26 protein-coding genes, 2 tRNA genes and 1 pseudogene are annotated in these 24,359 nt (G+C 58.5%); 9 read left to right on the forward strand and 20 right to left on the reverse strand.

Features of this window, described 5'->3' with window-relative positions; genetic code table 11:
• Positions 1 to 434: 434 nt before the first annotated feature.
• The 7 genes from M9827_RS00005 to M9827_RS00035 form a co-directional block, all read right to left on the reverse strand.
• Positions 435 to 510, reverse strand: a tRNA-Thr gene (locus tag M9827_RS00005).
• Between the two features lie 75 nt (positions 511 to 585).
• Positions 586 to 1,422 (reverse strand): FkbM family methyltransferase, encoded by an 837-nt coding sequence (locus M9827_RS00010; protein WP_250602770.1) that lies wholly within the window; start codon positions 1,420 to 1,422, stop codon positions 586 to 588.
• A 311-nt stretch (positions 1,423 to 1,733) separates the two neighbouring features.
• Positions 1,734 to 2,990 carry a methyltransferase gene (locus tag M9827_RS00015; RefSeq protein WP_250602771.1) on the reverse strand — a complete coding sequence of 419 codons (1,257 nt, stop codon included), beginning with the start codon at positions 2,988 to 2,990 and terminating at the stop codon, positions 1,734 to 1,736.
• Positions 2,971 to 3,660, reverse strand: coding sequence for an ABC transporter permease (locus M9827_RS00020; protein ID WP_250602772.1), 690 nt, complete (start codon positions 3,658 to 3,660; stop codon positions 2,971 to 2,973). Before M9827_RS00020 ends, M9827_RS00015 begins: the two co-directional genes overlap by 20 nt.
• Positions 3,660 to 4,352 carry an ABC transporter permease gene (locus M9827_RS00025; RefSeq protein WP_095047149.1) on the reverse strand — a complete coding sequence of 231 codons (693 nt, stop codon included), beginning with the start codon at positions 4,350 to 4,352 and terminating at the stop codon, positions 3,660 to 3,662. The genes M9827_RS00020 and M9827_RS00025 overlap by 1 nt, the downstream gene beginning before the upstream one ends.
• 78 nt (positions 4,353 to 4,430) lie before the next feature.
• On the reverse strand, positions 4,431 to 5,183 hold the full coding sequence (locus M9827_RS00030) for an ABC transporter substrate-binding protein (protein WP_250602773.1): 753 nt from the start codon (positions 5,181 to 5,183) through the stop codon (positions 4,431 to 4,433).
• 13 nt (positions 5,184 to 5,196) lie between these two features.
• Complete coding sequence (locus tag M9827_RS00035) at positions 5,197 to 5,970, reverse strand: ABC transporter ATP-binding protein (RefSeq protein WP_108224284.1); 774 nt, start codon at positions 5,968 to 5,970, stop codon at positions 5,197 to 5,199.
• A 554-nt stretch (positions 5,971 to 6,524) separates the two neighbouring features.
• Between M9827_RS00035 and gabP the strand changes: the two genes are divergently transcribed.
• Positions 6,525 to 7,916 carry a GABA permease gene (gabP, locus tag M9827_RS00040; protein ID WP_250602774.1) on the forward strand — a complete coding sequence of 464 codons (1,392 nt, stop codon included), beginning with the start codon at positions 6,525 to 6,527 and terminating at the stop codon, positions 7,914 to 7,916.
• A 99-nt stretch (positions 7,917 to 8,015) separates the two neighbouring features.
• Here the strand turns inward: gabP and M9827_RS00045 are convergent, their stop codons facing one another.
• The 4 genes from M9827_RS00045 to M9827_RS00060 are packed head-to-tail and all read right to left on the reverse strand — an operon-like array spanning position 8,016 to position 10,081.
• Entirely contained in the window at positions 8,016 to 8,183 is a 168-nt protein-coding gene (locus tag M9827_RS00045) for an AbrB/MazE/SpoVT family DNA-binding domain-containing protein (protein WP_250602775.1), read from the reverse strand.
• 46 nt (positions 8,184 to 8,229) lie between these two features.
• The gene (locus tag M9827_RS00050) at positions 8,230 to 8,682 is read right to left on the reverse strand and encodes a hypothetical protein (RefSeq protein WP_250602776.1); all 453 of its coding nucleotides are present in this window, start codon (positions 8,680 to 8,682) and stop codon (positions 8,230 to 8,232) included.
• Positions 8,683 to 8,688: 6 nt separating this feature from the next.
• Positions 8,689 to 9,102, reverse strand: coding sequence for a hypothetical protein (locus M9827_RS00055; protein WP_008080543.1), 414 nt, complete (start codon positions 9,100 to 9,102; stop codon positions 8,689 to 8,691).
• 28 nt (positions 9,103 to 9,130) lie between these two features.
• On the reverse strand, positions 9,131 to 10,081 hold the full coding sequence (locus M9827_RS00060; protein ID WP_250602777.1) for an alpha/beta hydrolase family protein: 951 nt from the start codon (positions 10,079 to 10,081) through the stop codon (positions 9,131 to 9,133).
• A 258-nt stretch (positions 10,082 to 10,339) separates the two neighbouring features.
• Here M9827_RS00060 and M9827_RS00065 point away from each other — a divergent pair, with 258 nt between their 5' ends.
• Positions 10,340 to 10,789: a carboxypeptidase regulatory-like domain-containing protein gene (locus tag M9827_RS00065; protein ID WP_250602778.1), complete on the forward strand. Its 450-nt coding sequence runs from the start codon at positions 10,340 to 10,342 to the stop codon at positions 10,787 to 10,789.
• Positions 10,790 to 10,865: 76 nt separating this feature from the next.
• Entirely contained in the window at positions 10,866 to 11,156 is a 291-nt protein-coding gene (locus M9827_RS00070) for a YceK/YidQ family lipoprotein (protein WP_250602779.1), read from the forward strand.
• Here the strand turns inward: M9827_RS00070 and M9827_RS00075 are convergent.
• The 9 genes and pseudogenes from M9827_RS00075 to M9827_RS00115 all read right to left on the reverse strand — a co-directional run bounded on the left by M9827_RS00075 (position 11,153) and on the right by M9827_RS00115 (position 19,103).
• Complete coding sequence (locus M9827_RS00075; protein WP_250602780.1) at positions 11,153 to 11,506, reverse strand: hypothetical protein; 354 nt, start codon at positions 11,504 to 11,506, stop codon at positions 11,153 to 11,155. The genes M9827_RS00070 and M9827_RS00075 overlap by 4 nt on opposite strands.
• Positions 11,503 to 12,384 carry an alpha/beta hydrolase gene (locus tag M9827_RS00080; RefSeq protein WP_250602781.1) on the reverse strand — a complete coding sequence of 294 codons (882 nt, stop codon included), beginning with the start codon at positions 12,382 to 12,384 and terminating at the stop codon, positions 11,503 to 11,505. Before M9827_RS00080 ends, M9827_RS00075 begins: the two co-directional genes overlap by 4 nt.
• The gene (locus tag M9827_RS00085; protein WP_179692977.1) at positions 12,381 to 13,172 is read right to left on the reverse strand and encodes a TSUP family transporter; all 792 of its coding nucleotides are present in this window, start codon (positions 13,170 to 13,172) and stop codon (positions 12,381 to 12,383) included. The genes M9827_RS00080 and M9827_RS00085 overlap by 4 nt, the downstream gene beginning before the upstream one ends.
• A 78-nt stretch (positions 13,173 to 13,250) precedes the next feature.
• On the reverse strand, positions 13,251 to 14,330 hold the full coding sequence (locus M9827_RS00090; protein WP_250602782.1) for a hypothetical protein: 1,080 nt from the start codon (positions 14,328 to 14,330) through the stop codon (positions 13,251 to 13,253).
• A 583-nt stretch (positions 14,331 to 14,913) separates the two neighbouring features.
• Positions 14,914 to 14,989, reverse strand: a tRNA-Phe gene (locus M9827_RS00095).
• 104 nt (positions 14,990 to 15,093) lie between these two features.
• Positions 15,094 to 15,366, reverse strand: a complete 273-nt coding sequence (locus M9827_RS00100; RefSeq protein WP_016772129.1) for an oxidative damage protection protein — start codon at positions 15,364 to 15,366, stop codon at positions 15,094 to 15,096.
• Complete coding sequence (gene mutY / locus M9827_RS00105) at positions 15,363 to 16,430, reverse strand: A/G-specific adenine glycosylase (RefSeq protein WP_250602783.1); 1,068 nt, start codon at positions 16,428 to 16,430, stop codon at positions 15,363 to 15,365. Before mutY ends, M9827_RS00100 begins: the two co-directional genes overlap by 4 nt.
• A complete protein-coding gene (locus M9827_RS00110) occupies positions 16,427 to 18,652 on the reverse strand; it encodes an AsmA family protein (RefSeq protein ID WP_250602784.1) in 2,226 nt (741 codons plus the stop codon). Before M9827_RS00110 ends, mutY begins: the two co-directional genes overlap by 4 nt.
• A gap of 78 nt (positions 18,653 to 18,730) precedes the next feature.
• Positions 18,731 to 19,103 (reverse strand): annotated as a pseudogene (locus tag M9827_RS00115) (acetyl-CoA sensor PanZ family protein).
• A gap of 224 nt (positions 19,104 to 19,327) precedes the next feature.
• Between M9827_RS00115 and M9827_RS00120 the strand changes: the two are divergent.
• From M9827_RS00120 to hisF, 6 genes are all read left to right on the forward strand, one after another.
• Entirely contained in the window at positions 19,328 to 20,992 is a 1,665-nt protein-coding gene (locus M9827_RS00120; RefSeq protein WP_250602785.1) for an OFA family MFS transporter, read from the forward strand.
• A gap of 271 nt (positions 20,993 to 21,263) precedes the next feature.
• Positions 21,264 to 21,857, forward strand: a complete 594-nt coding sequence (gene hisB / locus M9827_RS00125) for an imidazoleglycerol-phosphate dehydratase HisB (protein WP_250602786.1) — start codon at positions 21,264 to 21,266, stop codon at positions 21,855 to 21,857.
• Positions 21,857 to 22,495 (forward strand): imidazole glycerol phosphate synthase subunit HisH, encoded by a 639-nt coding sequence (hisH, locus tag M9827_RS00130; RefSeq protein WP_007909206.1) that lies wholly within the window; start codon positions 21,857 to 21,859, stop codon positions 22,493 to 22,495. The genes hisB and hisH overlap by 1 nt, the downstream gene beginning before the upstream one ends.
• Positions 22,496 to 22,756: a DUF2164 domain-containing protein gene (locus M9827_RS00135; protein WP_250602787.1), complete on the forward strand. Its 261-nt coding sequence runs from the start codon at positions 22,496 to 22,498 to the stop codon at positions 22,754 to 22,756.
• A gap of 42 nt (positions 22,757 to 22,798) precedes the next feature.
• Complete coding sequence (hisA, locus tag M9827_RS00140; RefSeq protein WP_007909210.1) at positions 22,799 to 23,536, forward strand: 1-(5-phosphoribosyl)-5-[(5-phosphoribosylamino)methylideneamino]imidazole-4-carboxamide isomerase; 738 nt, start codon at positions 22,799 to 22,801, stop codon at positions 23,534 to 23,536.
• 9 nt (positions 23,537 to 23,545) lie between these two features.
• The gene (gene hisF, locus M9827_RS00145; protein ID WP_007897430.1) at positions 23,546 to 24,316 is read left to right on the forward strand and encodes an imidazole glycerol phosphate synthase subunit HisF; all 771 of its coding nucleotides are present in this window, start codon (positions 23,546 to 23,548) and stop codon (positions 24,314 to 24,316) included.
• Positions 24,317 to 24,359: the final 43 nt, after the last annotated feature.

The raw sequence follows: 24,359 nt of genomic DNA on the forward strand, positions 1-24,359 counted from the left end.
GCAGGCCTCTTCAATATTCCAACTTCTTGATTTTCTGTAAGAAAAATCGGGGATCCCTCAGGGTCTGTCCTCAGTTCTCGGCGAGTTTATGCGTAAATTTCCGCGTCAAAACCAACTTCGCGTATCAACTTGTAACGGACCAGCAAGCTTGAATACTGGCGGTGGGACAGTTCGAGATCTCAACGGCTGACAAGGGACTGAGTGGAGTCTTTTCAGATTTTCGTTGTTGCTCTATCGGCGAGGACTTTTGCAGGATGATGAAGTCAGGCGGTTGTGGTGGATTGCCGATCTACTCCAAAGATCTTTTTAGATCTTGAGGGGGGTACCGCACACAGGCTGAGGGGCAAAGCAGTAACCACTCGGCTATTGCGCTTCCATATTCAAACGCCAGAAACAACAAAGCCCCTGCATTTCTGCAGGGGCTTCGTTTTGTATGGTGCCGGCACCAGGAGTCGAACCCGGGACCTACTGATTACAAGTCAGTTGCTCTACCAACTGAGCTATACCGGCGTGTGGGCGACGATTATAGCGATTGGGAAGATCCTGTAAACCCCTGAATTCAGACTATTTTTGCATCCGCTCGAATCAAGCCCTGCGCAGCACATTTCGCAGCGTTTGCACGGCCTTCACGGTGCGGCTGTTTTGCAGGGCCGCCAGTTGCGCTTCGGCCTGTTCGGCGCGTTGCAGAGCGTTGGCCAATTGTTGGGCGGTGTCGACTTCACTGGCGCTGATCGGGTGGGCGAAGGCGTGGCCTTTGCACAGTTGGAAGTTGTCGAGGTTGCACGGCGGGATGTCGAAAGCCGGTTTGAGCTGCATGTATTCGTCGGCGAGGAACCAAGTGTTAAGGCCGTCGAAGAGGATCGCTTGATAACCGGCGTCGGTGACCAGCGGTTCCCAGGTGTGATCGCGTTCCCATGGGGTTTCGATGACGATGATCCAGGGACGGAAGCGAGTGAAGTCCATGCCGCGCAGAACGCTTTCTTCGTGGCCCTCGACGTCGATTTTGAGGAAATGGATCGGTCGATCAGCGGCGTATTGTTCGCAGATCGACGTCAGTGTGCGCGACTTTACGGTGAGGCTGCGCACGTCCATGCCTTGGTCTTTGTGGTGTTGGGCGACCGCCGGGTCGGCGGTGGAAAGGCCGGTGTCAGGGATCGCGTAGAAGGTCATTTCGCCGGGCTGGTCGCTGGCGATGCATTGCACCGTGGCGTCGCGCGGGCGCTGCAGACAGAGAGCGTCGTAATAATTCTGCATCGGTTCGACGTTCACGCCTTTCCAGCCGTGGTCATAGAAAGCTTTGGTGACCGAGTCGTGATGCGGGTCATTGGCTCCGACATCGATATAGAAACCGTGTTCGACTTGCTTGAGGGCACGCCACAGGCGAACGTCTTCGAAATTCTGTGCGTAAGAGATAAACGTCACGGTCGCTTCCTTTCGGTCTGATTGTTCTTGTTCGGGGGCGCTGATGGCCTTGTATAACAAGGCAGGGAGAAGGCTGCAATGATTCGGTCGAAGAACCCTTTATTCGGCGGTTATGTCGTTTTGATTGACGGCTTATGCACAACTGAGAGGCAGGAGTAGGCGATTAGCCTAGGTTTTGTGAACCCATTCTCAATTTCTTCGCAAATCCCTGTTTTACAGGTTTTTTATTTATATGAACAAAAAATGAACAGCTTGATTAATGCCTCGAAACAGGCGTAGACATTGGATCCACGGTAAATCCATCAACAGAGTTATCCACAGGTACTCGTGGGTGATTGGCGCTCTGCCAACAACAGCAGGTTGCGGGGGGTGAGTGGGGTTTCGCAGAAGGTCCCCAAACGTACGGCGTATCCCTGTTCGACGAGGAAAAGTGCCCGATCCAGATTCAGCCAAAGCTCCAGTGGTCGTCGGAATAATCCGCGCAGCAACTCCAGGTTGCGAACTTCGGCCAACCGCTGCCACCCGGCCGCTTCCAGCGCTGGCCAATCTGGCGAACCGATTGTGGATAACTCTTTCAGAGCGGCCAGATCCCGGCAGTAAACGGCGAAGGGTTTTTCCAGCCAGGCACTGGGTAACGATGGCGTCGGCAAGTATTCATCGACGCCGCGCACTTGCCGCTGCAGCAGGTCGAAAGCCAAGCGACGGGCCATCGAGGTGTCGCGCTGACGGCGGACGCGGGCTCCGGCGGTGACGGTTTCGTTCATCGGCAGTGCCAGATCTTCGAGTGAGAGCTGTAGGGCCGATCGCAAGCCCACGCAGGACAATGCCTGATACTCGCTGCGATTGATGCGGTTGTAGCAGCAAGGCGCGATCGCCATTTGCTGGCAGCCGGCAGCGCTTGCCAGTTGCATCAGGCGTACATGTAGATCGCCGCAGGCGTGGAGGGCGACGGGTGTGTGAGTCGCGTTCAATAAGGCAGAGGCGTCCGCCGCCAGTACGTCCTGCTCCACGTGCAAAGCGTGCAAATGGTGACGCTGACTTAGCGCCTCACCGCTGGCGACCAATGCCGGATCATATTCAACACAAGTCAGTAGCTGTCCTGCACCCAATAGACGACGACCCAAATACCCCTTGCCGGAGCACCAGTCCAGCCAATGCGTCGGTTGCGAAGCAAAGGACAAACGGCTGGCAAACGCCTCGATCTGCTGCCACTTGCGTCCCGGTACATCGACATTCAGCCGATGCCCCGCAGCTTCCAGCGCATGCCCCGGCAACTCACCGACCGCGCTCAGCTCAGCCGACAGCGTCGCCAATGAAGCAAACGGCTGCGGCGCATCGGCCAGATCAGCGGGTTGGTTGTGAGCACTTTCCGCGTCTTCCAGTGAGCGCCCGCGTAGCCACAAGGCCAGCTCCGGGTAGGACGCTTCCCAGGCAAGCGAAAGATGAGTGAACGGACGAGGTTTCCACAGCGCCTGATGCGTTGTCAGAAATGCATCCAGCGCCGTGAAGCGGGCGAGTAAGTCCTCGCCCGTCAGCACGTGGGAAGCATCAACGCCCTTGGCAGGCATCGACGCGCAACCATCGCTCCAGCTGTTTGAATGCCTGAACGAGAACAAACGACATCAGCAGGTAAATGACGCCTGCGGTGAAGAACATATCCACATGGAGGTAGTTGCGGGCAATGATCGTGCGGGTAACGCCGGTGAGTTCGAGCAAGGTCACCGTGCTCGCCAGAGAACTGGCCTTCAACATCAGGATGACTTCGTTGCTGTAGGCCGGCAGGCCGATGCGCGCGGCGCGCGGCAGGACGATATAGAACAATGCCTTGGCCTTGGACATGCCCAGTGCACGTGCGGCCTCGATCTCGCCCGGCGGGATCGCTTGAATGGCGCCACGCAGGATTTCGGCGATATAGGCAGCAGTATGCAGGGTCATCGTGGCGACGGCGCACCAGAAGGGTTCTCGCAAATACGGCCACATGAAACTGTCGCGTACGACGTCGAACTGAGCCAGGCCGTAGTAGACCAGAAACAGTTGTACGAGCAACGGAGTGCCACGAAAGAAAAAGATGTAAGCGTAAGGAAATGCGCGAACAAACCAGAGCTTCGAGGAGCGCGCGATGCCCAGAGGGATTGCCAGCAACAACCCGAGAATAACGGCGATGCCCACCAGTTCGAGTGTCAGGACGGCGCCCTGAAAGAACTTCGGCAGCCACTTATAGATGACTTCCCATTCCATTACGTCGTCCTCACGAAGCCACGGGCGGCGCGTTTTTCCATGAAGTGCATGGTGGCCATCGCCAGTATGGTCAGGCCCAGATACATGACGGCTGCGACCAGATAGAAGGTGAATGGATGCTTGGCGAAGGTTACGGCGTTCTGCGCATTGCGCATGATTTCTTCCAGGCCGATGACCGACACCAAGGCGGTGTCTTTCATCAGGATCATGAACAGGTTGCCAAGGCCTGGCAGGGCGATCCGCCACATCTGCGGCATGATCAACCGGGTGAAGATCCGCCATTTCGACAGGCCCAGGGCCTGACCGGCCTCACGGTGTCCTTTCGGAATGGCCAGGATGGCGCCACGAAATACCTCCGTGGCATAGGCGCCGAAGCACAGTCCGAGTGCGGTTACGCCCGCCACAAAAGGGCTTAGCGCCAGGTCTGGATTGCCAAAGTATTCGCCAATCGCATTCATCGTCTTGACGGTGCCGAGGTAGATCAGCAGAACCCAAAGCAGTTCCGGCACACCACGTACGATGGTCGAGTAGGTTTCGCCAAGCCATTGCAGCGGCTTGTACGGGGAAGTCTTGGCCAAGGCGCCGAGCAGACCGAGCACCAGTCCCAGGCACAGGGCCGTAAGGGCCAGTTGGACGGTCATCAGCGCGCCGGCAGCGAGGGCCGGGCCGAATCCGTAGAGGTCGATAATCATGGGTTTCTGTTCAAATTGCGGCGGGCAAAGTCGGGAGCTGGCGCCGTCGAATCACGGCGCCAGTCCCACAGGTCAGGATCAGTAGATGCTGAACGGGAAGTACTTGTCGTTGATCTTCTTGTAGGTACCGTCGGCGACGATTTCCTTCAGGGCAGCGTTCAGCTTGTTGCGCAGTTCGTTGTCACCCTTGCGCACAGCGATGCCGATCTTGTCGCTGTCCTCGACCGGGTCGCCTTTGAACTCGTAGTTCTTGCCCGCGTCGCTTTTCAGCCAGTCGTAGTTGGCGTACTTGTCGGCGAGGATGGCGTCGACACGACCGGACGTCAGGTCGAGGTAGGCATTTTCCTGGGTGTCATAGAGTTTGACGTTGAGATCGCTGCCGTAGTTGTCTTCCAGCCAGGTGCCGGCCAGCGTGGCACGCTGGGTACCGATGGACTTGCCCTTCAGCGAGTCCTTGTCGGTTTTGAAGTCGACGTTTTTCGGTGCGATGAACTGCAGCTTGTTCGAGTAGTACGGGTCGGTGAAGTCCACCGCGCCTTTGCGCTCTTCGGTGATCGACAGCGAGGAGATCAGGAAGTCGAACTTCTTCGCGTTCAGGGCCGGGATGATGCCGTCCCAGTCGGAGGTGACCACGGTGCACTCGACTTTCATCTTCGCGCACAGGGCGCCGCCGATGTCTTTGTCGAAGCCGACGACGTTGCCGCTGGCGTCTTTGTTGTTGAACGGCGGGTATGCCGCTTCGATGCCCATCTTCAGGGTCTCGGCCATGGCACCGGCGCTGAATGCGAGGGTGACGGCGGCGGCCAGGAAGACCTTTTTAAAATTCTGCATGCATGTTGCTCCGTTAGCGGTTGCTGGACATGAATTGTTTGCAGCGCGCCGAAAGCGGGTTTTCGAACACCTGCTGAGGCGATCCTTGCTCTTCTATAAGGCCTTGGTGAAGGAACACCACTTCGCTGGAGACCTGACGGGCGAAACCCATTTCGTGGGTCACAAGCAGCATGGTGCGGCCTTCTTCGGCCAATGCGCGGATGACACTAAGTACTTCCTGAACCATTTCCGGGTCAAGCGCCGAGGTGGGTTCGTCGAACAGGATCACCTTCGGCTGCATTGCCAGCGTGCGAGCAATCGCCGCGCGCTGTTGCTGACCACCGGACAATTGCGCCGGGTAGGCGTGGCGCTTGTCGGCGATGCCGACCTTGGCCAGCAGCGCTTCGGCGACTTCGATCGCCTCGGCTTTGCTCTGGCCGAGCACGCGGCGCGGTGCCTCGATGATGTTGTCGAGGATGCTCATGTGCGGCCACAGATTAAAGTTTTGAAATACAAAACCAATCTCGGAGCGCAGGCGGTTGATCTGTTTGCCATCGGCGGCAACCAGTTCGCCATTTTTGGCGGATTTGAGCTTGAGTTCTTCACCGGCTACCAGAATCTGGCCCTGGTGCGGGTTTTCCAGCAGGTTGATGCAACGCAGGAACGTGGACTTGCCGGAACCGGAGGAACCGAGGATCGAGATCACATCGCCGTCGCGGGCGGTCAGCGAGATGCCTTTGAGCACCTCAAGCTGTCCGTAGCGTTTGTGCAGGTTGCGGATTTCAAGCGCGGGCGTGGCCTCAGCCATGTGCGTTCCTCATATATGTTGCGCTCCAGCTGTTGGATGGCCTTCCTGGCGAGGCGGCCAAGCTAGCATAGCGTTTCAATGGCAGCCAACAGCGCTACGAGCGGTTAACGGGTGGCATGTGGCAGGTTGTCGCATCGGCACAGCAGACTGTCGCCCCATCAACAACCGAGCGGGTGTTTGATCATGCAAACCCGTGGGTGTCGCGTAAAAAAAGGCGCGATGTTGCCAGCTTTGGCGGGGTGTTGGAAGCGCTATCCGGCCGAACGTTCCGGATTCGCCCTTTTATTGTGCATCCCACACTTTTTCAGTGTGTTTCTGGTGCGCTGTTTCGTTTGAAAAGTGAGTCGCAGGGTAACGCTCTGGCGGATTGCCATTAAATCCAAGGACTTGCGATGACTGTCCGGTCTCGTGCAAAACCGCAGCCCAGCAGACTTTGAAACATTTTGGCGCATTTATTGCGTGCAGAATAAGGAACGCCCCGTTGGTTTCTTTTTACGAGAAAGAAAATGCCAGACGGGCCGGACGCAATCGCTTTCCTTGCAAAGGTAGTTTCGATGAGCAGTACCTCAAGCTCCAATGGCCTCGAACAGGGGCTCAAACCGCGTCATGTGACCATGTTGTCGATCGCCGGTGTCATCGGCGCCGGTCTGTTCGTGGGCTCCGGCCACGCCATCGCCGCTGCCGGCCCAGCCGTGCTGCTGGCTTACGCCGCTGCCGGCACGCTGGTGGTTTTAGTGATGCGCATGCTCGGCGAAATGGCTGTGGCCTCGCCGGACACCGGTTCGTTTTCGACGTACGCCGACCGTGCCATCGGGCATTGGGCCGGTTTTACCATCGGCTGGCTTTACTGGTGGTTCTGGGTTCTGGTGATTCCGCTGGAAGCCAACGCCGCCGCGACCATCCTGCACGCCTGGTTTCCGGACGTAGGTATTTGGGCCTTTGCTCTGGTCATCACCCTGCTGCTGACCGTCACCAACCTGTTCAGCGTGAAGAATTACGGCGAGTTCGAATTCTGGTTCGCGCTGATCAAGGTGCTGGCGATCATCGGCTTCATCATCCTCGGCCTTGCGGCGATCTTCGGCTTCCTGCCGAACAGCCAGGTCAGCGGTGTTTCGCACCTGTTCGACAGCGGCGGCTTCTTGCCAAACGGCATGGGCGCGGTACTGGGCGCGATCCTGACCACCATGTTCTCCTTCATGGGTACCGAGATCGTGACCATCGCGGCCGCAGAATCGAAGAACCCGGGCAAGCAAATCTCCAAGGCTACCAACTCGGTGATCTGGCGGATCGGTTTGTTCTATCTCGTGTCGATCTTCATCGTTGTGGCCCTGGTGCCGTGGAACGACCCTACGCTGGCCAACCTCGGTTCTTACCAGACCGTGCTTGAGCGCATGGGCATCCCTAACGCGAAAATGATCGTCGACATCGTGGTTCTGGTCGCGGTGACCAGCTGTCTGAACTCGGCGCTGTACACCTCGTCGCGCATGCTCTTCTCCCTCGGCAAGCGGGGCGATGCACCGGCCATGTCGACCCGCACCAACAAAAGCGGCACGCCTTACTGGGCAGTAATGCTGTCCACCGGCGCGGCATTCCTCTGCACCTTCGCCAACTACGTGGCCCCGGCGGCGGTGTTCGAGTTCCTGCTGGCCAGCTCCGGCGCCATCGCACTGCTGGTGTACCTGGTGATCGCCTTCTCGCAACTGCGTATGCGTAAACAACGCATGGCACGCGGTGAGAAAATCGTCTTCAGCATGTGGCTGTTCCCGGGTCTGACCTACGCGGTGATCATCTTTATCGTCGCGGCCCTGACCATCATGTTGTTCCAGGAAGCCCATCGCGTGGAAATTCTCGCGACTGGTTTGCTGAGCCTGATGGTGGTGGCTGCCGGTCTGCTGGTGGCACGCCGTCGCAAGCTGGAAGAACGTGGTGCGGTGGTGTTGAACTGATCCGCAACGCGTAATGCAAAACGGCCGCTGTCAGTGATGACGAGCGGCCGTTTTTGTTTGTGCTACCGGTGGCGAAATATTCTGCGCTTCAGATCCGGATCAGCTTTGCTCTCGCGAGAGCATGAAGTCTGGACTGCATTTCTCTCCGTCGAACCATTCATCCCAAGTTGTTTGCTTGAGAGATTTAACAGGGTCGCTCTCGAAGGTAGCTGCTGAGTCTTCTGTTTTCGGGATTTGCCCGTCCTCGCGTGAATCTGCTGCCTTCATCTGACTTCCTTTTCCTGGCCTTGCGTGGACGTGAGGCGCAAAAAAGTTACTTGGCTTTGGGTTCGGTATCTTCAACCGACTTGCCATAAGCATCCAGCGCAATCCCGAAATCGGTGATGAACTGCGGTTCGCTCAGCCAGGCCTGGGCGGTTTCGATGTCCATGCCGTCGGCCCACATGCGGTAGTCGATCAGCATGTCGGCGGCCAGGTGGGTGGCTGCCATGCCTTCGTTTTCGGCGTTTTCCATGTCCAGCAGTTCTGGATGATCAACGATGATGAACGCCAGTTCGCGCAGCAGCGTCAGCAGCATCTCGTTGCGGCTGACGGCTTCGGCGTCGCGCATTTTGCTGAACATCGCCAGGGTGTAATCCGGGATCGGCTCGGCGAGATGGCCGAGGTCGTCGTCCTGGTCCAGCGGCTTACGGCCGACCATACGGATGTGCTTGGCTTTGGCCTTGGCGCGTTTGGCGCGTTTCTGTTGCTTGTTCAGGGATGCCATGGGAACTCAGTTCTTCTGTTGGGTTTGTGCGGCGATCGCGTCGGACGCCGCCACATAGTCGGCCTGGAAGGCCGGGGATTCGATCCACGCCAGCGCGCCGGCCTCGTCGGTTTCCTGCGACCACTGGCGATACTCGATCAGCGCGGCGAGGATAAAGTCCATCGCGCCTTCTTCGCCTTCCTGTTCGTAGACCAGCTCCAGCAGCGGATCTTCTAGGAACGCGGTGCACAGGGCTTGCTGGCTGATCTTCTCGGCGTCGATCATTTTCTTGAACAGCTCGGTCAGGTCCACCGACTCGAAGTCGATGCGGTCGTCGTTCGGGTCCAGCTCGACCGGCGCTTCAGCGCGTTTGGTGCGGTTCTGCTTGGCCTTGGCTTTGGCCCGGGTGGCGCGTTTTTGCTGCTTGTTGGCGGAGGCCATGATGTGTTCCGTCGTGCGTTGAGAGGGTTCAGCTGTGCGGGACTAGCCGCCCGGGTGTGTCGGGGGCCAGTGCGCCGGTTTGCAGCCAGGTCAGAGCGATGGGCCATAGTGTGGCTTGGTATTCGCTGCGAAAAAAGGCGAAATGTCCGACTTGTTGTTCGCCGATGTCCTGCGGCTCGATGCGCAGGTGGGTTTTCGCAGCGTTGTCGAAGTAGCCGAGCAGACGTTCGATGGCTGGAATGGTGCCGTAGGGATCGTCGCTGATGCTGATGGCCAGGGTTTGTGCGCGGACATTGGCGAAGGGCAGGGTGTCGTGTTTTTTCACCAACGCGCGACCACTGGGGCGCCGTTCGTAACGCGCGGCAGGCGTGCTCCAGTCGCGCACTACGCCGGTCGGCGTATCTTCCAGCCAGCCGAGTCGCTTGCCGGGGAAGAAGCCGCAAAGCAGCGTCAGCAACGGCATGACGACATGCCATTTGCCAAACATGTGCCAGCGCTGTTCGGGGGCGTAATCGCGCCAGTAAGCGAACTGCGCGCCGACGGTGACCAACCGTCGGATAACCCGCCCGGATTCGCCCAGCCCCGCCGCGCAACCACCGAAGCTGTGGCCGACCACATCGATGGGCTGACCGGGAAACTCACGTTGCGCGCGTTTGAGCATCGCTTCGAAATCCAGGGCGCCCCAATCTGTCCAAGAAGCGTTCAAGCCTTTGATCGAAGCGGATCGTGATTCGCCGATGCCACGGTAGTCGTAGGTGATCACGTCGAAACCATTGGCGAACAGATAAGCCGCGAAGCGCGAGTAGTGGCGGCAGCGAACAGATGTAGCAGCGTTGATGATGGCGACTGGGCGCTTGGCTTCGGGCAGGGAATGGCGCCAAGTGAAACCGCCCAGTACAAAACCGTCGGCGGCGGACTCTTTAAAGGGTTCGCCTGCGGTCGCAGTGTCGGGCGAAAACGCGGTGCTGCATGAGTTCATGTGACTTGGCCTTGGCGAGGACGGGTCGAGAATGAACTTCAGTGAGGGGCCAACGCAATCATTTGGAACGCAGTGCGTTCCGGATCAGGTAGTGAGGGCCATTTCAGTATTCGTGACGCGGTGCGTCACGAATTGGATAAATCCCCTAGTCCCTTTCGTACCCACGCCAAGTTCAAATCATTCTAAAACGCGACCCTCCTTTACCAAATCCAATAAAGAGTAACGGTTGGGTTTTACAAGAACCCGGGAGTCGTGGTCATGAAACGCGTTCTTTCATTCATGCTGCCCATTGCCGCAATCGCTGCATTGCTGTTTCCGGTGATGTTGCAGGCAGCCAGTCTTGAGCCCATCGACAGTGCGGGCGTGCAAATTCAGCAGCAACAACAGAACGGCGTCACTTATCTGGCCGGCGGGATCGGTGAGGATGAGGCGAAGGCTATTCAACAAAGCAGCGGTTACAACCTGCACATGACATTCGCTGTGGGCGCGCAAGACGAGTACACCGCTGATGTCGATGTGATGATTCAAAAGTCGCCAGGGCAAACCGTACTGACCCTTAACCAGACAGGACCGCTGGTTTACGTGCAACTGCCGCCCGGCAAGTACACGGTGGTGGTCACGCGCAATGGCGAAACGCGGCGCGACGTGACCGACGTTGGCAGCGGCACCCCGCGCAATCTGGTGTTCCACTGGAATGACGCTGGATAGTGATAACTGTGATTACAGAATTGAGGCGCGGGTACAATCCCGCGCTTCTTGTTTTGTGATGTAGGGAAGCGCTGGTTTGAAAAGGATTTTACGTGCTGTTTGGGTCGCCGGCCTGGTGTTACCGTTGGCCGGTTGCGGAACGTTTATCGGGCGTTTGAATGACGGTTTGTCCGATGCCCAGTATTACCGAGGGGTGGATGGCAATCTTCATCTGCTCGGTGTGCGTGGTGGGGGCAGTGATGGCATGCCGGCGGCGATAGTCTGTTACATGATGATTGTCTGTCCGGTCATCACCGTCGTATCTCTGCCAGTGGACGCCGCGCTGGATACAGTGCTGCTGCCTGTCGATTACATCAATACGCTTTAGGTTTTCTTTGCGTGGCGTTTGCGATTCGCAGGCTTGGAGGACTTCTGCACTTTGCGGTAGATCCACGCGCCGAACACTGCAACCGCCAGCAGAAATAACGTGACGACGCCTTGCCGCACAAATTCAAACCAGAACCGCCGGGGTTGTTCGGTCAGGGTGTAGGTGCTGCGCGGGCCACGATTGGTGGTGGTGATGGAGCCGCTGATCCAGCTGTCGATCAGCATCCAGATCGATGCACCAATGGCGAAGGCCATCAGCACGACAACCAGCACGGTCAGCCAATAACTCACGCGGCTTGGGCGATAAGGCGGTGGATGGGGCAGGGGCACGCGGGTTTTTCTTTGATTCATGATGTTTGGAGCCTGTTCCCGGCATTGATGAACCGCGCTATCTCGTTCGCCAGTTCAACCGCATGCGGTGGGTTTTCCCTGAGCCATGTCGATACGGCGTGGTCGCACCCTGGCAGGACGATTCTTCTGAACTGACGGGGTGCCAGGCTCTTCTCAATGGCCTCGATGACTTCATGCGGAATCGCGCTATAGATCGCACGCGCGCCCATTTGCTGCGTCCCGACAGACGTCCCGGCGACCCCGCCAAAAGTGCTGGCCTGAAGGCCATCGTATTCGCCGATCACCAGTAAGACTTCGCCTTCGAACGTGCTCAGGAAGTCCAGCGATGGCGAGTCGAGAAAACCGTAAGGCACGGAAATGGCGCGTTTGAAGGGCTGCCCAAACGGTTGTTGCCAGGCCGCCTCTGGGTATAAGGCCGGACAGAACAGCACGATGCGCCTGACTGAAGCGCGATGCGCCTGCGCCACCTTGAGCGCTAGTGCGCCGCCCAGGCTGTGTCCGATCACTGTGCGGAGTTCGGCGCCCAGATGACCGGCAAACTGCAAAGCTTCCTGAAGGTTGTGCGTCAGTGAAGTGTTTTCGAGAGCGATATCGGCGCTGGGGTTGTGGCCCGAGAGATTGAAACTCAGGCTGGCAATGCCAAGTGCCTGCAAGGGATACAGGATGGCGTTGAGTCGTGAGTAGTCAGAGCGGGCGCCGTGAATGGCCAGCACCTTCGGCGTTGAGGTTTCCCCGGCCGAGTTGGCCAGTACCCGACCTTCCAGTTGATAGCCGGAGAAGGTTTGCGCAAAGAAAAATTCAGGGCCGGTTGGCGCTTCGTCGAACTGCAATCGAGAGCGAAATCGAGATGCGCTGGTCAACGCCAACCGATTGATCATAAGGCTGCCAGAGTGTGGATGACGGCAACACGCAATGGGTTGGTCTCGACGCTCAGAAGCTTGATCGCCAGGGCGCAGCAAACCACGATTAGCATGGGCTTGATCAACCGCGGGCCGACCCGGACGGCGGCTCTTGCGCCCAGTTGTGCGCCGAGGAAGGCCGCCAGCGCCATGGCAATCGCAATCGGCCAGATGATCACGCCTTTGGTGATGAAGACTGATAGCGAACCCAGATTGCAGGAGGCGTTGGCCAGTTTGGTGAAGCTCATGGCCCGCATCATGCCAAGCCCGCAGAGCAGAACGAAACCGACAATAAAGAACGAGCCTACACCCGGACCGAATATGCCGTCGTAGAAGCCCAGGATCGGCGCTACGGTGAACGAGAACAGCAGAATGCCGATTCTTTTGCGACGATCCTCATTGGCCAGTTTCGGCGAGAGCGCAAAATAAATCGCCACCAGAATAAGCATGACGGGCACGCACACTTCCAGGTAGCGCTTATCAATGGAACTGACCAAGAGTGCCCCGCTGGCGCCCCCCAGGAACGCGCAGATAACCAGGAAGCGTCCTTCGCGCCATTCAATCATGCCCTTGCGAGCAAAAGTGACCGTGGCCGAGATAGTCGCCGAAGCGGCCTGGAACTTGTTTGTGGCAATCGCACTGATCGGGTCGACACCGGCCAGAAACAGGGCAGGCAAAGTAATCAAACCGCCGCCTCCGGCAATCGCATCAAAAAAACCGGCGCAAAATGCTACGAGCGCCAACATGCCAATTACATCCCAAGCCATTACATTTTTCCTTTTATAGTTATTGGCCAGTCATCCACGTGACTGGCCATTCAACAGCCTTGTTTCGTGCTGCGAGGATCAGCCTTGTATCAGCAGCGGATCGTCTGAAATGACGATGGGAGATGAAAACTTCGACAGGCCGAAGATGCGCACCAGCACACGTCGGTTGTCTTTGATGACATCGCGACAATGCAAGGCCCGAACGTTATTGATCACCATGGCCGACTCTTGCGTCAGTGTGTATTGCACCGGTGTTGCTTTACTCACGCTTTGGCAAAGCGCGGAATAAGCCTCTTTTACAAAGTCCGAGGCGTTGTCGTTGACCGAAAAACGGTACGAATTGAATCGCGCGGCGAATCCGACGTTGTCATCGAATTCCAGAATCGAAACATTGCGGCCATCCTCGCCCTTGCCGTTGACGAAAGAGTCGCTGCGGGTGAACTGGAAGCTGCCCGTCGTCAGTGCAAGGCATCCGGTGACACCGATTTCGTCCAGCAGAGGTGGCAACGGAATTACCGAGGTGGGCTCCAGGCTTGGATTCCACAGGGCCGAGAGTATCAACGATGATGGTGAGGGCGAATGCCCGTCTTGTGCGTTCACAGCGCACCAGTACGGCGCTTCGGTGTGCGGGCCGAGCGCGAGGCCGGAATGGGAACTCAGTTCTTTGACTTCCGGCTCGTCATTGATTTTGGTCAGTCCGCCGCCCTTGAAGTTGGCGACGAGTCGGACCAGTTTGCCTTCGTTATCCATGTCGTAGGCAAAGGCGCTGTTATCCACCAGTTTCAACAGAATCTGATTGCGCGCCGCCAGGCAAAGCACGTCGTGCCGATGCTCCAGCGCGGCCAGATCGGGCAGTTCATCTGGAGGGTTGGTGGCGTTGATTTTCTGCATGCCCTCAAAAATCAGCAGGGAAATCAGACCGTCGGAGTAAGCACCAAGCAGTTCGGATTGATCTATGGAAAACGAAAACTTCAACTCGGTCGCTGCCAGCGAGGCTTTGGACTTGGCGCCAGCGGCTTGTGGCCCGCCCATGGCAGCCAACTCTTCAGAGAACGTGTGCAGCAGCTTGGCTTGTTGCGTATCAAAACTGAAAGTTCTGACTTCCTGATCAACTAAAGACTCAACGGTTTTATTAGTGTGTTGTAGGACTTCGGTCATTGTTTACATCCCTGTCGTATCGGCTCCCTTTGTATTTTTTTGTGGGAGCTGTTGGCTGTTTCGTTGATGCAATGCGTGCCGAGCGCACGCACAGATCCGGACGTGGGCGAGTTGATACAGGTCTGGTTTTTTCGGGAGGGCGCAGGGGGCTGTGACGCGACAGTTCAAACAAGTGTTGAATGCCTCGTCGGTGTTTGCTGTCGCTTGCCTGACAGCTGAAACAACAGCAGATGACCTGCGCTGAGGTCTTGTCCTCCATGACAACTTTATGAGGGGGCTTGGTTCTGCGAGCGATCCTGCTCGCAAACGCAACTCTCCTGCTGCCAGCAATAACCTCGATAACTTGCGAGGGGGCGAGTGGCGGGAGTGCGTTATTTGGGTAATGCGTTAAATGCTGGTCATCAGGACTGAAATGCCCGAGGAACATTTTCGACAGTCAGCTATGACCTGTCGGAAAAAAGCTGGCTGAGCCTAACATCAAAATAATGGCCAGCAAAAGCATCGGCTGCGAGGTCGAAATATGCCTGATCAAATCGCAGGCATAAAAAAACCCTGAATCTTGCGATTCAGGGTTTTCGGTATTTGGTGCCCAGAGACGGAATCGAACCGCCGACACGGGGATTTTCAATCCCCTGCTCTACCGACTGAGCTATCTGGGCAACGGGGCGCATTAAAAGGGTTTTTCGGATTTACGTCAACGACTTTTTTAAAATTTCTTAAATTAATTCCGTCGCTTACGATCCGACCCCCGATTTTGCGGGGTTTACTCAGCAGGCGGAACGTAGCCTTCGGCCTTGGCGTATTCCTCGCCGGAGAAGTACTTGTCCATTTCGCCCTGAAGATATTTGCGGTCTTCGGCGTTCATCATGTTCAGACGTTTTTCGTTGATCAGCAGGGTCTGGTGTTTCTGCCAGTCAGCCCAGGCCTTGGCCGAGACGTGGTCAAAAATATCCTGACCTTTGGCGCCCGGGAAAGGGGCGCGTTCCAGGGCGGGCAGTTCTTCTTTGTACTTGCGGCACATTACGGTGCGGGTCATGGCGACTCTCCTGCATTCAAGACGGCGGCCGCGCGTTCGAGCAAGGTTTTGACCGGGGCGGCGAGGCCCAGACGCGGCGGGGTGGCGAGGTTATACCAGAGCCAGTCGGCCTCGGCCACGTGATGGGCGGCCTCCTGGACCTGAACCAGCCAGGGTTCGATGGACAGCTGGAAATGGCTGAACGTGTGGACAAGGCTCGGCAACGCCTGCTGCTCGCCCATGGTCAGCGAATGCTGAGCGGCAAGATGTTGCAGGTCATCGAGGTCGTCGAGTTCCGGCAGGCTCCACAAACCGCCCCACAAACCCGTTGATGGACGACGGTAAAGCAGAATTGCACCTTCGCCGTTGGCGAGCATCGGCATCAGCGTGCGCTTCTGCGGGATGGCTTTGCGCGGCTTGGGAATCGGGTAGCGGGTTTCCAGGCCGAGCATATGCGCTTCGCAGCCCCGTTCCAGCGGACACAGCAGGCAGCTCGGTTTGCTGCGCGTGCACAGTGTGGCGCCGAGATCCATCATCGCCTGGGTGTACGCATTGACCCGATCGTGGGGCGTAAAGCGCTCAGCGGTGGCCCACAGCTGTTTGGCGACCTTCGGTTCGCCGGGGTAGCCCTCTTGCGCGGTAAAACGCGCCAGCACGCGCTTGACGTTGCCGTCGAGGATCGGCGCACGCAGGCCCATGCTGATGCTCGCGATAGCGCCGGCTGTAGACAGGCCAATGCCCGGCAACTCCGTGAGCTTTTCGACATCACGGGGAAACTCGCCACCGTACTGGCTGACGACGATCTTCGCGGTCTTCTGCAGATTGCGCGCGCGGGTGTAATAACCCAGCCCCGTCCACAGGTGCAGCACTTCGTCTTCCGGCGCTTCGGCCAGCGCTTCGACCGTTGGCAGCGCGGCCATGAAGCGGTCGAAGTAATTGAGCACGGTGCTGACCTGGGTCTGCTGCAACATGATCTCCGACACCCACACCCGATACGGGTTGATGTCCTGCTGCCAAGGCAGATCGTGGCGGCCGTGGCGGTCGAACCAATCCAGCACCGCCGTGGAAAACTGCTCCGCTTTCATCGCTTGAACAGCCCCTTCAATGCGTTTTTCAATTCCGGGCTGACTTTGTCACCGAGTTTTTCGTCGATCTTTTCACTGAGCTTGTCGCCGGCCATTTTGGATGCGACCTGGCCGAGGCGCTCGTTGTCGACGCGGCAGGCCTTGGCGCCTAGTTCGAGCGGCCCACGGCAGCGCAGTGGCCACTCGACGCCGACGAATTTTTCGCCGACCTGGCACGCAGGATCCGGCATGGCGCTGGTGTCGCCCTCGACGATGATGCCGACGCGATAGTCCATGCCGAGCACGCGCAAGTCGATGTCGCCATCACCGTTGACGGTCATGCCGGGGATGCGCACTTTCAGGTCCGGATTGCTGGCAATGCCGTTGCGGAAGGTCAGGTTGCCCTTGAGTTCCTGAAATGGCGTGTCTTTACCGCGTGGTTCGCCGCTGAGGGTTTTGCGGTTGAGCGTGGCGATGCCTTTGCACAGTTGCTGTTCAAGGTTGGCGTTGAGCAGCACGCCGTTGTTGATCACGAAACTGGCGTTGCCATTAAGCGTGTCGATCAGTGCCTGCTGGCTGTTGCCGCTGCCGGTCACGTTGCTGGTGAGGGTCACCAGACCTTTGACGGGCGGGTTCTTGCCTTGGCTCTCCAGGATTTTTTCCACCGGAACCCGGTTAAGTTTGGTCTGCAGGTTCAGCACCGGTGCGCTTGGGCGCACGTCGAGGGTGCCGTTGGCTGCAAAACCACCGTTGTACAACTCACCACTCAGGTTGCTCAGGGTCAGCAAACCGCCCTGGCCGGTAGCCTTGAGCGCTGCGTTCTGGATCGGCAGTTTGTCGAGGGTCAACTGGCCGAAGGTCAGGTCGGCGTCCACGTCGAGTTTGGCCAGGCGCTCGACCGGCAGCAGACGTTCGGTGCTCCAGGCGGTTTTGCTCGGTTTGTCCGGCAGTGGCGTGGAACCGGCACCGGCCATCGCATCGGCTTCGGTGCTGGCGACTTCAGCCTGACGCACTTGCGTGGCGCTGTTGGCTTGCGCCGATTTCGGTGGCAGGTAGCGGTCGACGTTGAACGTGTCAGCCTTGAGGATCGCTCGCAGCGATTGCTTGGCAAAATCTTCGACGGCGATGCGGCCGCTGAAGCTGCTGTCGTCGAGTTTCAGATTGATATTGTCGAGCGCGAGGCTGCTTGGCGTGGCCGCCACGCGGCTGACCAGTTCGACTTTGCTCAGGCTGCCTTCGGCCATGGCCGGGAGTTTCTGGCCAATGCTGTCGACGAATTTCGCCAGATCGAACTGGGCGATAGAGAGGCCGCCAGTGATCTGTGGGGTCTTGTCGAGGTCGTTGGCTTTCAATTCACCCAAGGCGCGCAACTGGTTGGCGGAAATCTTGATGCCGGTCCATTCGGCGACGTTCGCCGCTTTGTCCAGCGCTAACTGGCCCTGAGCTGCGAAGGTCATGGTTTTGCCTTGCAACGGATCGCCAGCCAGTTCGCCGGACAGCTTCATGTCTTCGAACCTGTAGCGTTGCAGGGCGCGCTCGATGCGCAGTTCGCCAGTGAGCTCGGTACGCACGCGCAGGACCGGTTGGTTGGTGCCGAGGAATGCGGTGGCTTTCACCGGAATATTCGTCGAATCGTGGACCGGGCCGGTGCTCAGCTGGATGCTCTCGGCGCTGAATTGCTTGCCGGTCAGTTCGTCGTTGTATTCAACGCGGGCGTTGTTGACGGTCAGGCTGTCGATGTCGAGGCGGATCGGCTGTGGCGGTTTTTCCGCTTGGGCAGGGGCCTCTGCAGTGGCCGCGCTGGCAGGTGCCGGGCTGCCGGCAGGTGCGGCGGCTGCCGGCACCTTGCCGATGTCTTCCCAGTTGCCGTGGCCGTTCTTGTCGCGCTTCAGGCGCAGGTTCAGCCCTTCAACGCGCACATCGCTCATTTGCACTTCGCGGCGCAACAGCGGCAGCACACGCACGGACAGGCCGAGCATCTGCAGATCGGCATACGGTTCGGTCGGATTGATCAGGGTGGCAACGCTGGCCTCGTGCAGTTCCAGGCCGAGCCACGGGAACAGGCTCCAGCCGATGTCGCCATTGAGCGTCAGCTCGATGTGGGCCTTGTCGCGGGCTATCTGGCGAATCTCGTCTTTGTAATCGTTGGGATCGAAGAGGTGGGTCAGGGCAAAACCTGCCGCCACAATGATCAGCAACAATCCGAGAAGTACCAGACCCAGGATTTTGCCGAACGCTTTCATGGGCGAGTCCTTGTAGTTAGTCGAATTCGTAATTTAGCCGGGGAGTATAGCGCTGCAACTGCCCGCTTCGCTGTGACGTCATGTTGCCAGTACCTCCGGCGGGAGGTGTAACGTCGCTGCGCTTGCCTGGACTTCAGGATGCCCGGCAGGCGCCAGCAGACGCAGTTCAGCCCCCGCTTGCGACGCCATTTTCTGTGCTTGGTTCACCCGTCGTTCGGCAGCTGCACGGCGACCGGTAACTTTTCGTACACATAAATGGGACAAGTACCAAGCGTCGTGGTGCCTGTGCAGGCGCGCGGCACCGAGCAGGCGGTCGTTGAAATGCCCGGCTATCAAACTCCACTCAGCGAGGGCGCTGTCAATCGGCTCGTCTTCATCGGAAAACGGCGCACCGAAAATCCTCCAGATCCGCATAATTGGCGGCATTCAGCGCTTGTACGACGCTCTGCATAGCCTTTTCCCGAGTGATACGAGATCAGACGACAGAAAAAAGGTGATATCAGTTTGGTTTTTCTGTCACGTGCAAATGGTAACCTTCGCCCGTTCGTCCGTCCTTCTGCGACTTAACGTCGCGCCTTCAAGGAGCTTCACCCAAAAAAACGGTCATGCCTGCGTGCATAAAGGCCGGGGGTGAACAGTGGCTGGCGAACCATACTAATAATTGGGGGATACACAATGAGTACGAGCATCACGGCGGACGGCCTCAAAGCCGATCAGCCCGCGTTCCTGTCCAAGGAGCGCATCATCGCCAAGCCCGGTTTCAACCGTTGGCTAGTCCCACCAGCCGCTCTGGCCATCCACCTGTGCATCGGCATGGCCTACGGCTTCTCGGTGTTCTGGTTGCCGCTGTCCAAGGCACTGGGCGTTACTGCTCCGGTGGCCTGCGCACCGGACATGAGCTTCATCGCACAAGTGTTCTCGTCGCAATGCGACTGGCCGATTTCGATGCTTGGCTGGATCTACACGCTGTTCTTCATCTTCCTCGGCTGCTCGGCAGCGATCTGGGGCGGCTGGCTGGAACACGCCGGGCCACGCAAGGCTGGCGTTGTGTCGGCACTGTGCTGGTGCGGCGGTCTGCTGATCTCGGCGCTGGGTATCTATACCCACCAGATCTGGCTGATGTGGCTCGGTTCGGGCGTGATCGGCGGTATCGGTCTGGGGCTGGGCTATATCTCGCCGGTTTCGACCCTGATCAAGTGGTTCCCGGACAAGCGCGGCATGGCGACCGGCATGGCAATCATGGGCTTCGGTGGCGGCGCGATGGTCGGTGCACCACTGGCAACCGCGTTGATGAGCCACTTCGCTTCGCCGACCGGTGTTGGCGTCTGGCAGAGCTTCGTGGCCATGGCCGCGATCTACTTCGTGTTCATGATCGGTGGTGCCCTGGCCTACCGCGTTCCGCCAACCGGCTGGAAGCCTGAAGGCTGGACCGCTCCGGCGAAGAAAGCCTCGAACTCGATGATCACCCACCGTCACGTGCACGTGAATGTGGCGTGGAAAACCCCGCAATTCCGTCTGGTCTGGCTGGTGCTGTGCCTGAACGTTTCCGCCGGTATCGGCATCCTCGGCATGGCTTCGCCACTGCTGCAGGAAGTGTTCGGCGGCAAACTGCTGGGTGTTGATGTGCCGTTTGGTCAGCTCGACGCCGGGCAACTGGCTTCGATCGCCGCGATTGCGGCCGGTTTCACCGGTCTGCTGAGTCTGTTCAACATCGGTGGCCGCTTCTTCTGGGCTTCGTTTTCGGACTACTTGGGCCGCAAAAACACTTACTTCGTGTTCTTCGCATTGGGTTTTGCCCTGTATGCGCTGATTCCGAACATGGGCCATCTGGGTAACGTTGCGCTGTTCGTCGCGGCGTTCTGCATCATCCTGTCGATGTACGGCGGCGGTTTTGCCACTGTGCCGGCGTATCTGGCCGACCTGTTCGGTACGCAGATGGTTGGTGCGATCCACGGTCGTCTGTTGACCGCTTGGGCTGCGGCCGGTGTGCTCGGTCCGGTGCTGGTGAACTACCTGCGTGAATATCAGTTGAGCATCGGCGTTGAACGCGCTGCCGCTTATGACATCACCCTGTACATCCTCGCTGGCCTCTTGGTGTTGGGCTTCCTGTGCAACCTGATGGTCCGTCCGGTGGCTGACAAATACTTCATGACCGACGCTGAACTGGCCGCCGAGCAGGCGCTGGGACACGACAAAGGTGCTGATGCCAGCACGGTTCTGGAGTGGAAAGCCGCACCGGGTAGCAAGCCGCTGGCAATCGCTGCGTGGCTGGTGGTGGGTATTCCGTTGGCGTGGGGTGTGTGGGTGACCCTGCAGAAGACGGCGGTACTGTTTCACTAAGTTCGTTTCTGCCTGATCGTTCCCACGCTCTGCGTGGGAATGCCTCCCGTGACGCTCTGCGTCACATTCGAAGCGGACGCAGAGCGTCCGGGGGCTGCACTCCCACGCAGAGCGTGGGAGCGATCATCGCCCTTTATGGCTTGTATGGACATGTCTACCCGCGACAGCCGGGCGTTCTATCCGTCAGCCATCTCACCTCTCGTGTTTCTGTTTGCTTCCTGCGTGCCTATAATGGCTGCCTTTTTCGCCCAATGATTTTGCGGAGCTGGTGATGGCCGAACGTAAGGCGTCTGTCGAGCGCGACACTCTGGAAACCCAGATCAAAGCCTCGATCAACCTTGATGGCACCGGAAAGGCCCGATTTGATATCGGTGTTCCTTTTCTTGAGCACATGCTGGATCAGATTGCCCGTCACGGGTTGATCGACCTGGAGATCGAATGCAAGGGCGATCTGCATATCGACGACCACCATACGGTGGAAGACGTCGGTATCACCCTCGGCCAGGCGTTTGCCAAAGCCATTGGCGACAAAAAAGGCATCCGTCGCTACGGCCATGCCTACGTGCCGCTCGATGAAGCGCTGTCGCGCGTGGTGATCGACTTCTCCGGTCGCCCGGGCCTGCAGATGCACGTGCCGTACACCCGCGCCACCGTGGGCGGCTTCGACGTTGACCTGTTCCAGGAATTCTTCCAGGGCTTCGTCAACCACGCACTGGTCAGCCTGCACATCGATAACCTCCGTGGCACCAACACCCACCACCAGATCGAAACCGTGTTCAAGGCTTTCGGCCGCGCCCTGCGCATGGCCGTCGAGCTGGACGAGCGCATGGCCGGGCAAATGCCATCGACCAAAGGCGTTCTGTAATGCAGACGGTTGCAGTTATCGACTACGGCATGGGCAACCTGCACTCGGTGGCCAAGGCCCTCGAGCACGTCGGCGCCGGCAAGGTGCTGATCACCAGCGATGCGGCGGTGATCCGCGAAGCTGACCGCGTGGTGTTCCCAGGTGTTGGCGCGATCCGCGACTGCATGGCGGAGATCCGTCGCCTAGGTTTCGATTCGCTGGTGCGTGAAGTCAGTCAGGATCGTCCGTTTCTCGGCATCTGTGTCGGCATGCAGGCCTTGCTCGACACCAGCGAAGAGAACGATGGCGTCGACTGCATCGGCCTGTTTCCGGGCGCGGTGAAGTTCTTCGGCAAAGACCTGCATGAAGACGGCGAACACCTGAAAGTCCCGCACATGGGCTGGAACGAAGTGAAGCAGAAGGTCAGCCACCCGCTGTGGCATGACATTCCGGACATGGCGCGTTTCTACTTCGTGCACAGCTACTACATTGCCGCCGCCAATGCGCGACAGGTGGTCGGTGGCGGTCATTACGGTGTCGATTTCGCTGCAGCGCTGGCCGACGGCTCGCGTTTCGCCGTGCAGTTCCACCCGGAGAAGAGCCATACCCATGGTCTGCAATTGCTGCAGAACTTCGCCGCGTGGGACGGTCGCTGGTAAATGGCTGCCAAGAAGTCCAGACCGCCGATTCTGACCCTCACTCCCGAACAGGAGAACGAGGCCAATCGCAAGATTCAGCGGTTCATGGAGGACCGTTTCGAGCTGGACCTGGGTTCGTTCGAAGCGGGGGAAATTCTTGAGCTGTTCACCCGCGAAATTGCTCCGCACTATTACAACAGGGCGATTTTCGATGTGCAGACCCACCTCAAAGAGCGGTTTGAAAGCATCGAAAGCGACCTGTGGGCGCTCGAGAAAAACTGATTTCCGAGCCAAGCTGAACATTCAAATTTGAAGGTTTGCCAGATGCTGATTATTCCCGCTATCGATCTTAAAGACGGTGCCTGCGTACGTCTGCGCCAGGGCCGCATGGAAGATTCCACAGTGTTCTCCGATGACCCGGTGAGCATGGCTGCCAAGTGGGTGGAGGGCGGTTGCCGCCGTCTGCATCTGGTCGATCTGAACGGCGCGTTCGAAGGCCAGCCAGTCAACGGCGAAGTGGTCACTGCGATCGCCAAGCGCTATCCGACATTGCCGATCCAGATCGGTGGCGGCATCCGTTCGCTGGAAACCATCGAACACTACGTCAAAGCGGGCGTGAGCTACGTGATCATCGGTACCAAAGCGGTGAAGGATCCGGCGTTCGTTGCTGAAGCCTGCCGTGCGTTTCCGGGCAAGATCATCGTCGGTCTGGATGCCAAGGACGGTTTCGTCGCCACCGACGGCTGGGCTGAAATCAGCACTGTGCAGGTCATCGACCTGGCCAAGCAGTTTGAAGCGGACGGCGTGTCCTCGATCGTTTATACCGACATCGCCAAAGACGGCATGATGCAGGGTTGCAACGTACCGTTTACCGCTGCGCTGGCTGCCGCCACCAAGATTCCGGTGATCGCATCCGGCGGCATCCACAATCTGGGTGACATCAAGTCGCTGCTCGACGCCAAGGCGCCGGGCATCATCGGCGCCATCACGGGCCGCGCGATTTACGAAGGCACCCTCGACGTCGCGGAAGCGCAAGCTTTCTGCGATTCGTACAAAGGCTGAGGACTGACCATGGCGCTGGCCAAACGCATCATCCCTTGCCTGGACGTGGACAACGGCCGGGTCGTCAAAGGTGTGAAGTTCGAAAACATCCGCGACGCCGGTGACCCGGTGGAAATTGCCCGTCGTTATGACGAGCAGGGTGCCGACGAGATTACTTTTCTCGACATCACCGCCAGCGTCGATGGCCGCGACACCACGCTGCATACCGTTGAGCGCATGGCCAGCCAGGTGTTCATTCCGCTGACCGTTGGCGGTGGCGTGCGTACCGTGCAGGACATTCGCAACCTGCTCAATGCCGGTGCGGACAAGGTGTCGATCAACACCGCTGCCGTGTTCAACCCGGAGTTCGTCGGTGAAGCGGCGCAGCATTTCGGCTCGCAGTGCATCGTTGTCGCCATCGACGCGAAGAAAGTCTCCGGCCCGGGCGAAACTCCGCGCTGGGAAATTTTCACCCACGGCGGGCGCAAGCCAACCGGCCTCGACGCGGTCGAGTGGGCGAAGAAGATGGAAGGCCTCGGTGCCGGTGAGATCCTGCTGACCAGCATGGATCAAGACGGCATGAAGAACGGCTTCGACCTCGGCGTGACCCGCGCGATCAGCGATGCGCTGGGCATTCCGGTGATCGCTTCCGGCGGTGTTGGCAACCTGCAGCACTTGGCTGACGGCATTCTCGAAGGCCATGCCAGCGCAGTATTGGCAGCGAGTATTTTCCACTTCGGCGAATACACCGTTCAGGAAGCCAAGGCGTATATGGCCCATCGCGGGATCGTGATGCGCTAGATTGCCATCGGCGCTGTGGCGGGTTTCGCGTCTAGCGAAACCC

This window comes from Pseudomonas sp. AKS31 (assembly GCF_023634765.1).
GTDB lineage: Bacteria > Pseudomonadota > Gammaproteobacteria > Pseudomonadales > Pseudomonadaceae > Aquipseudomonas.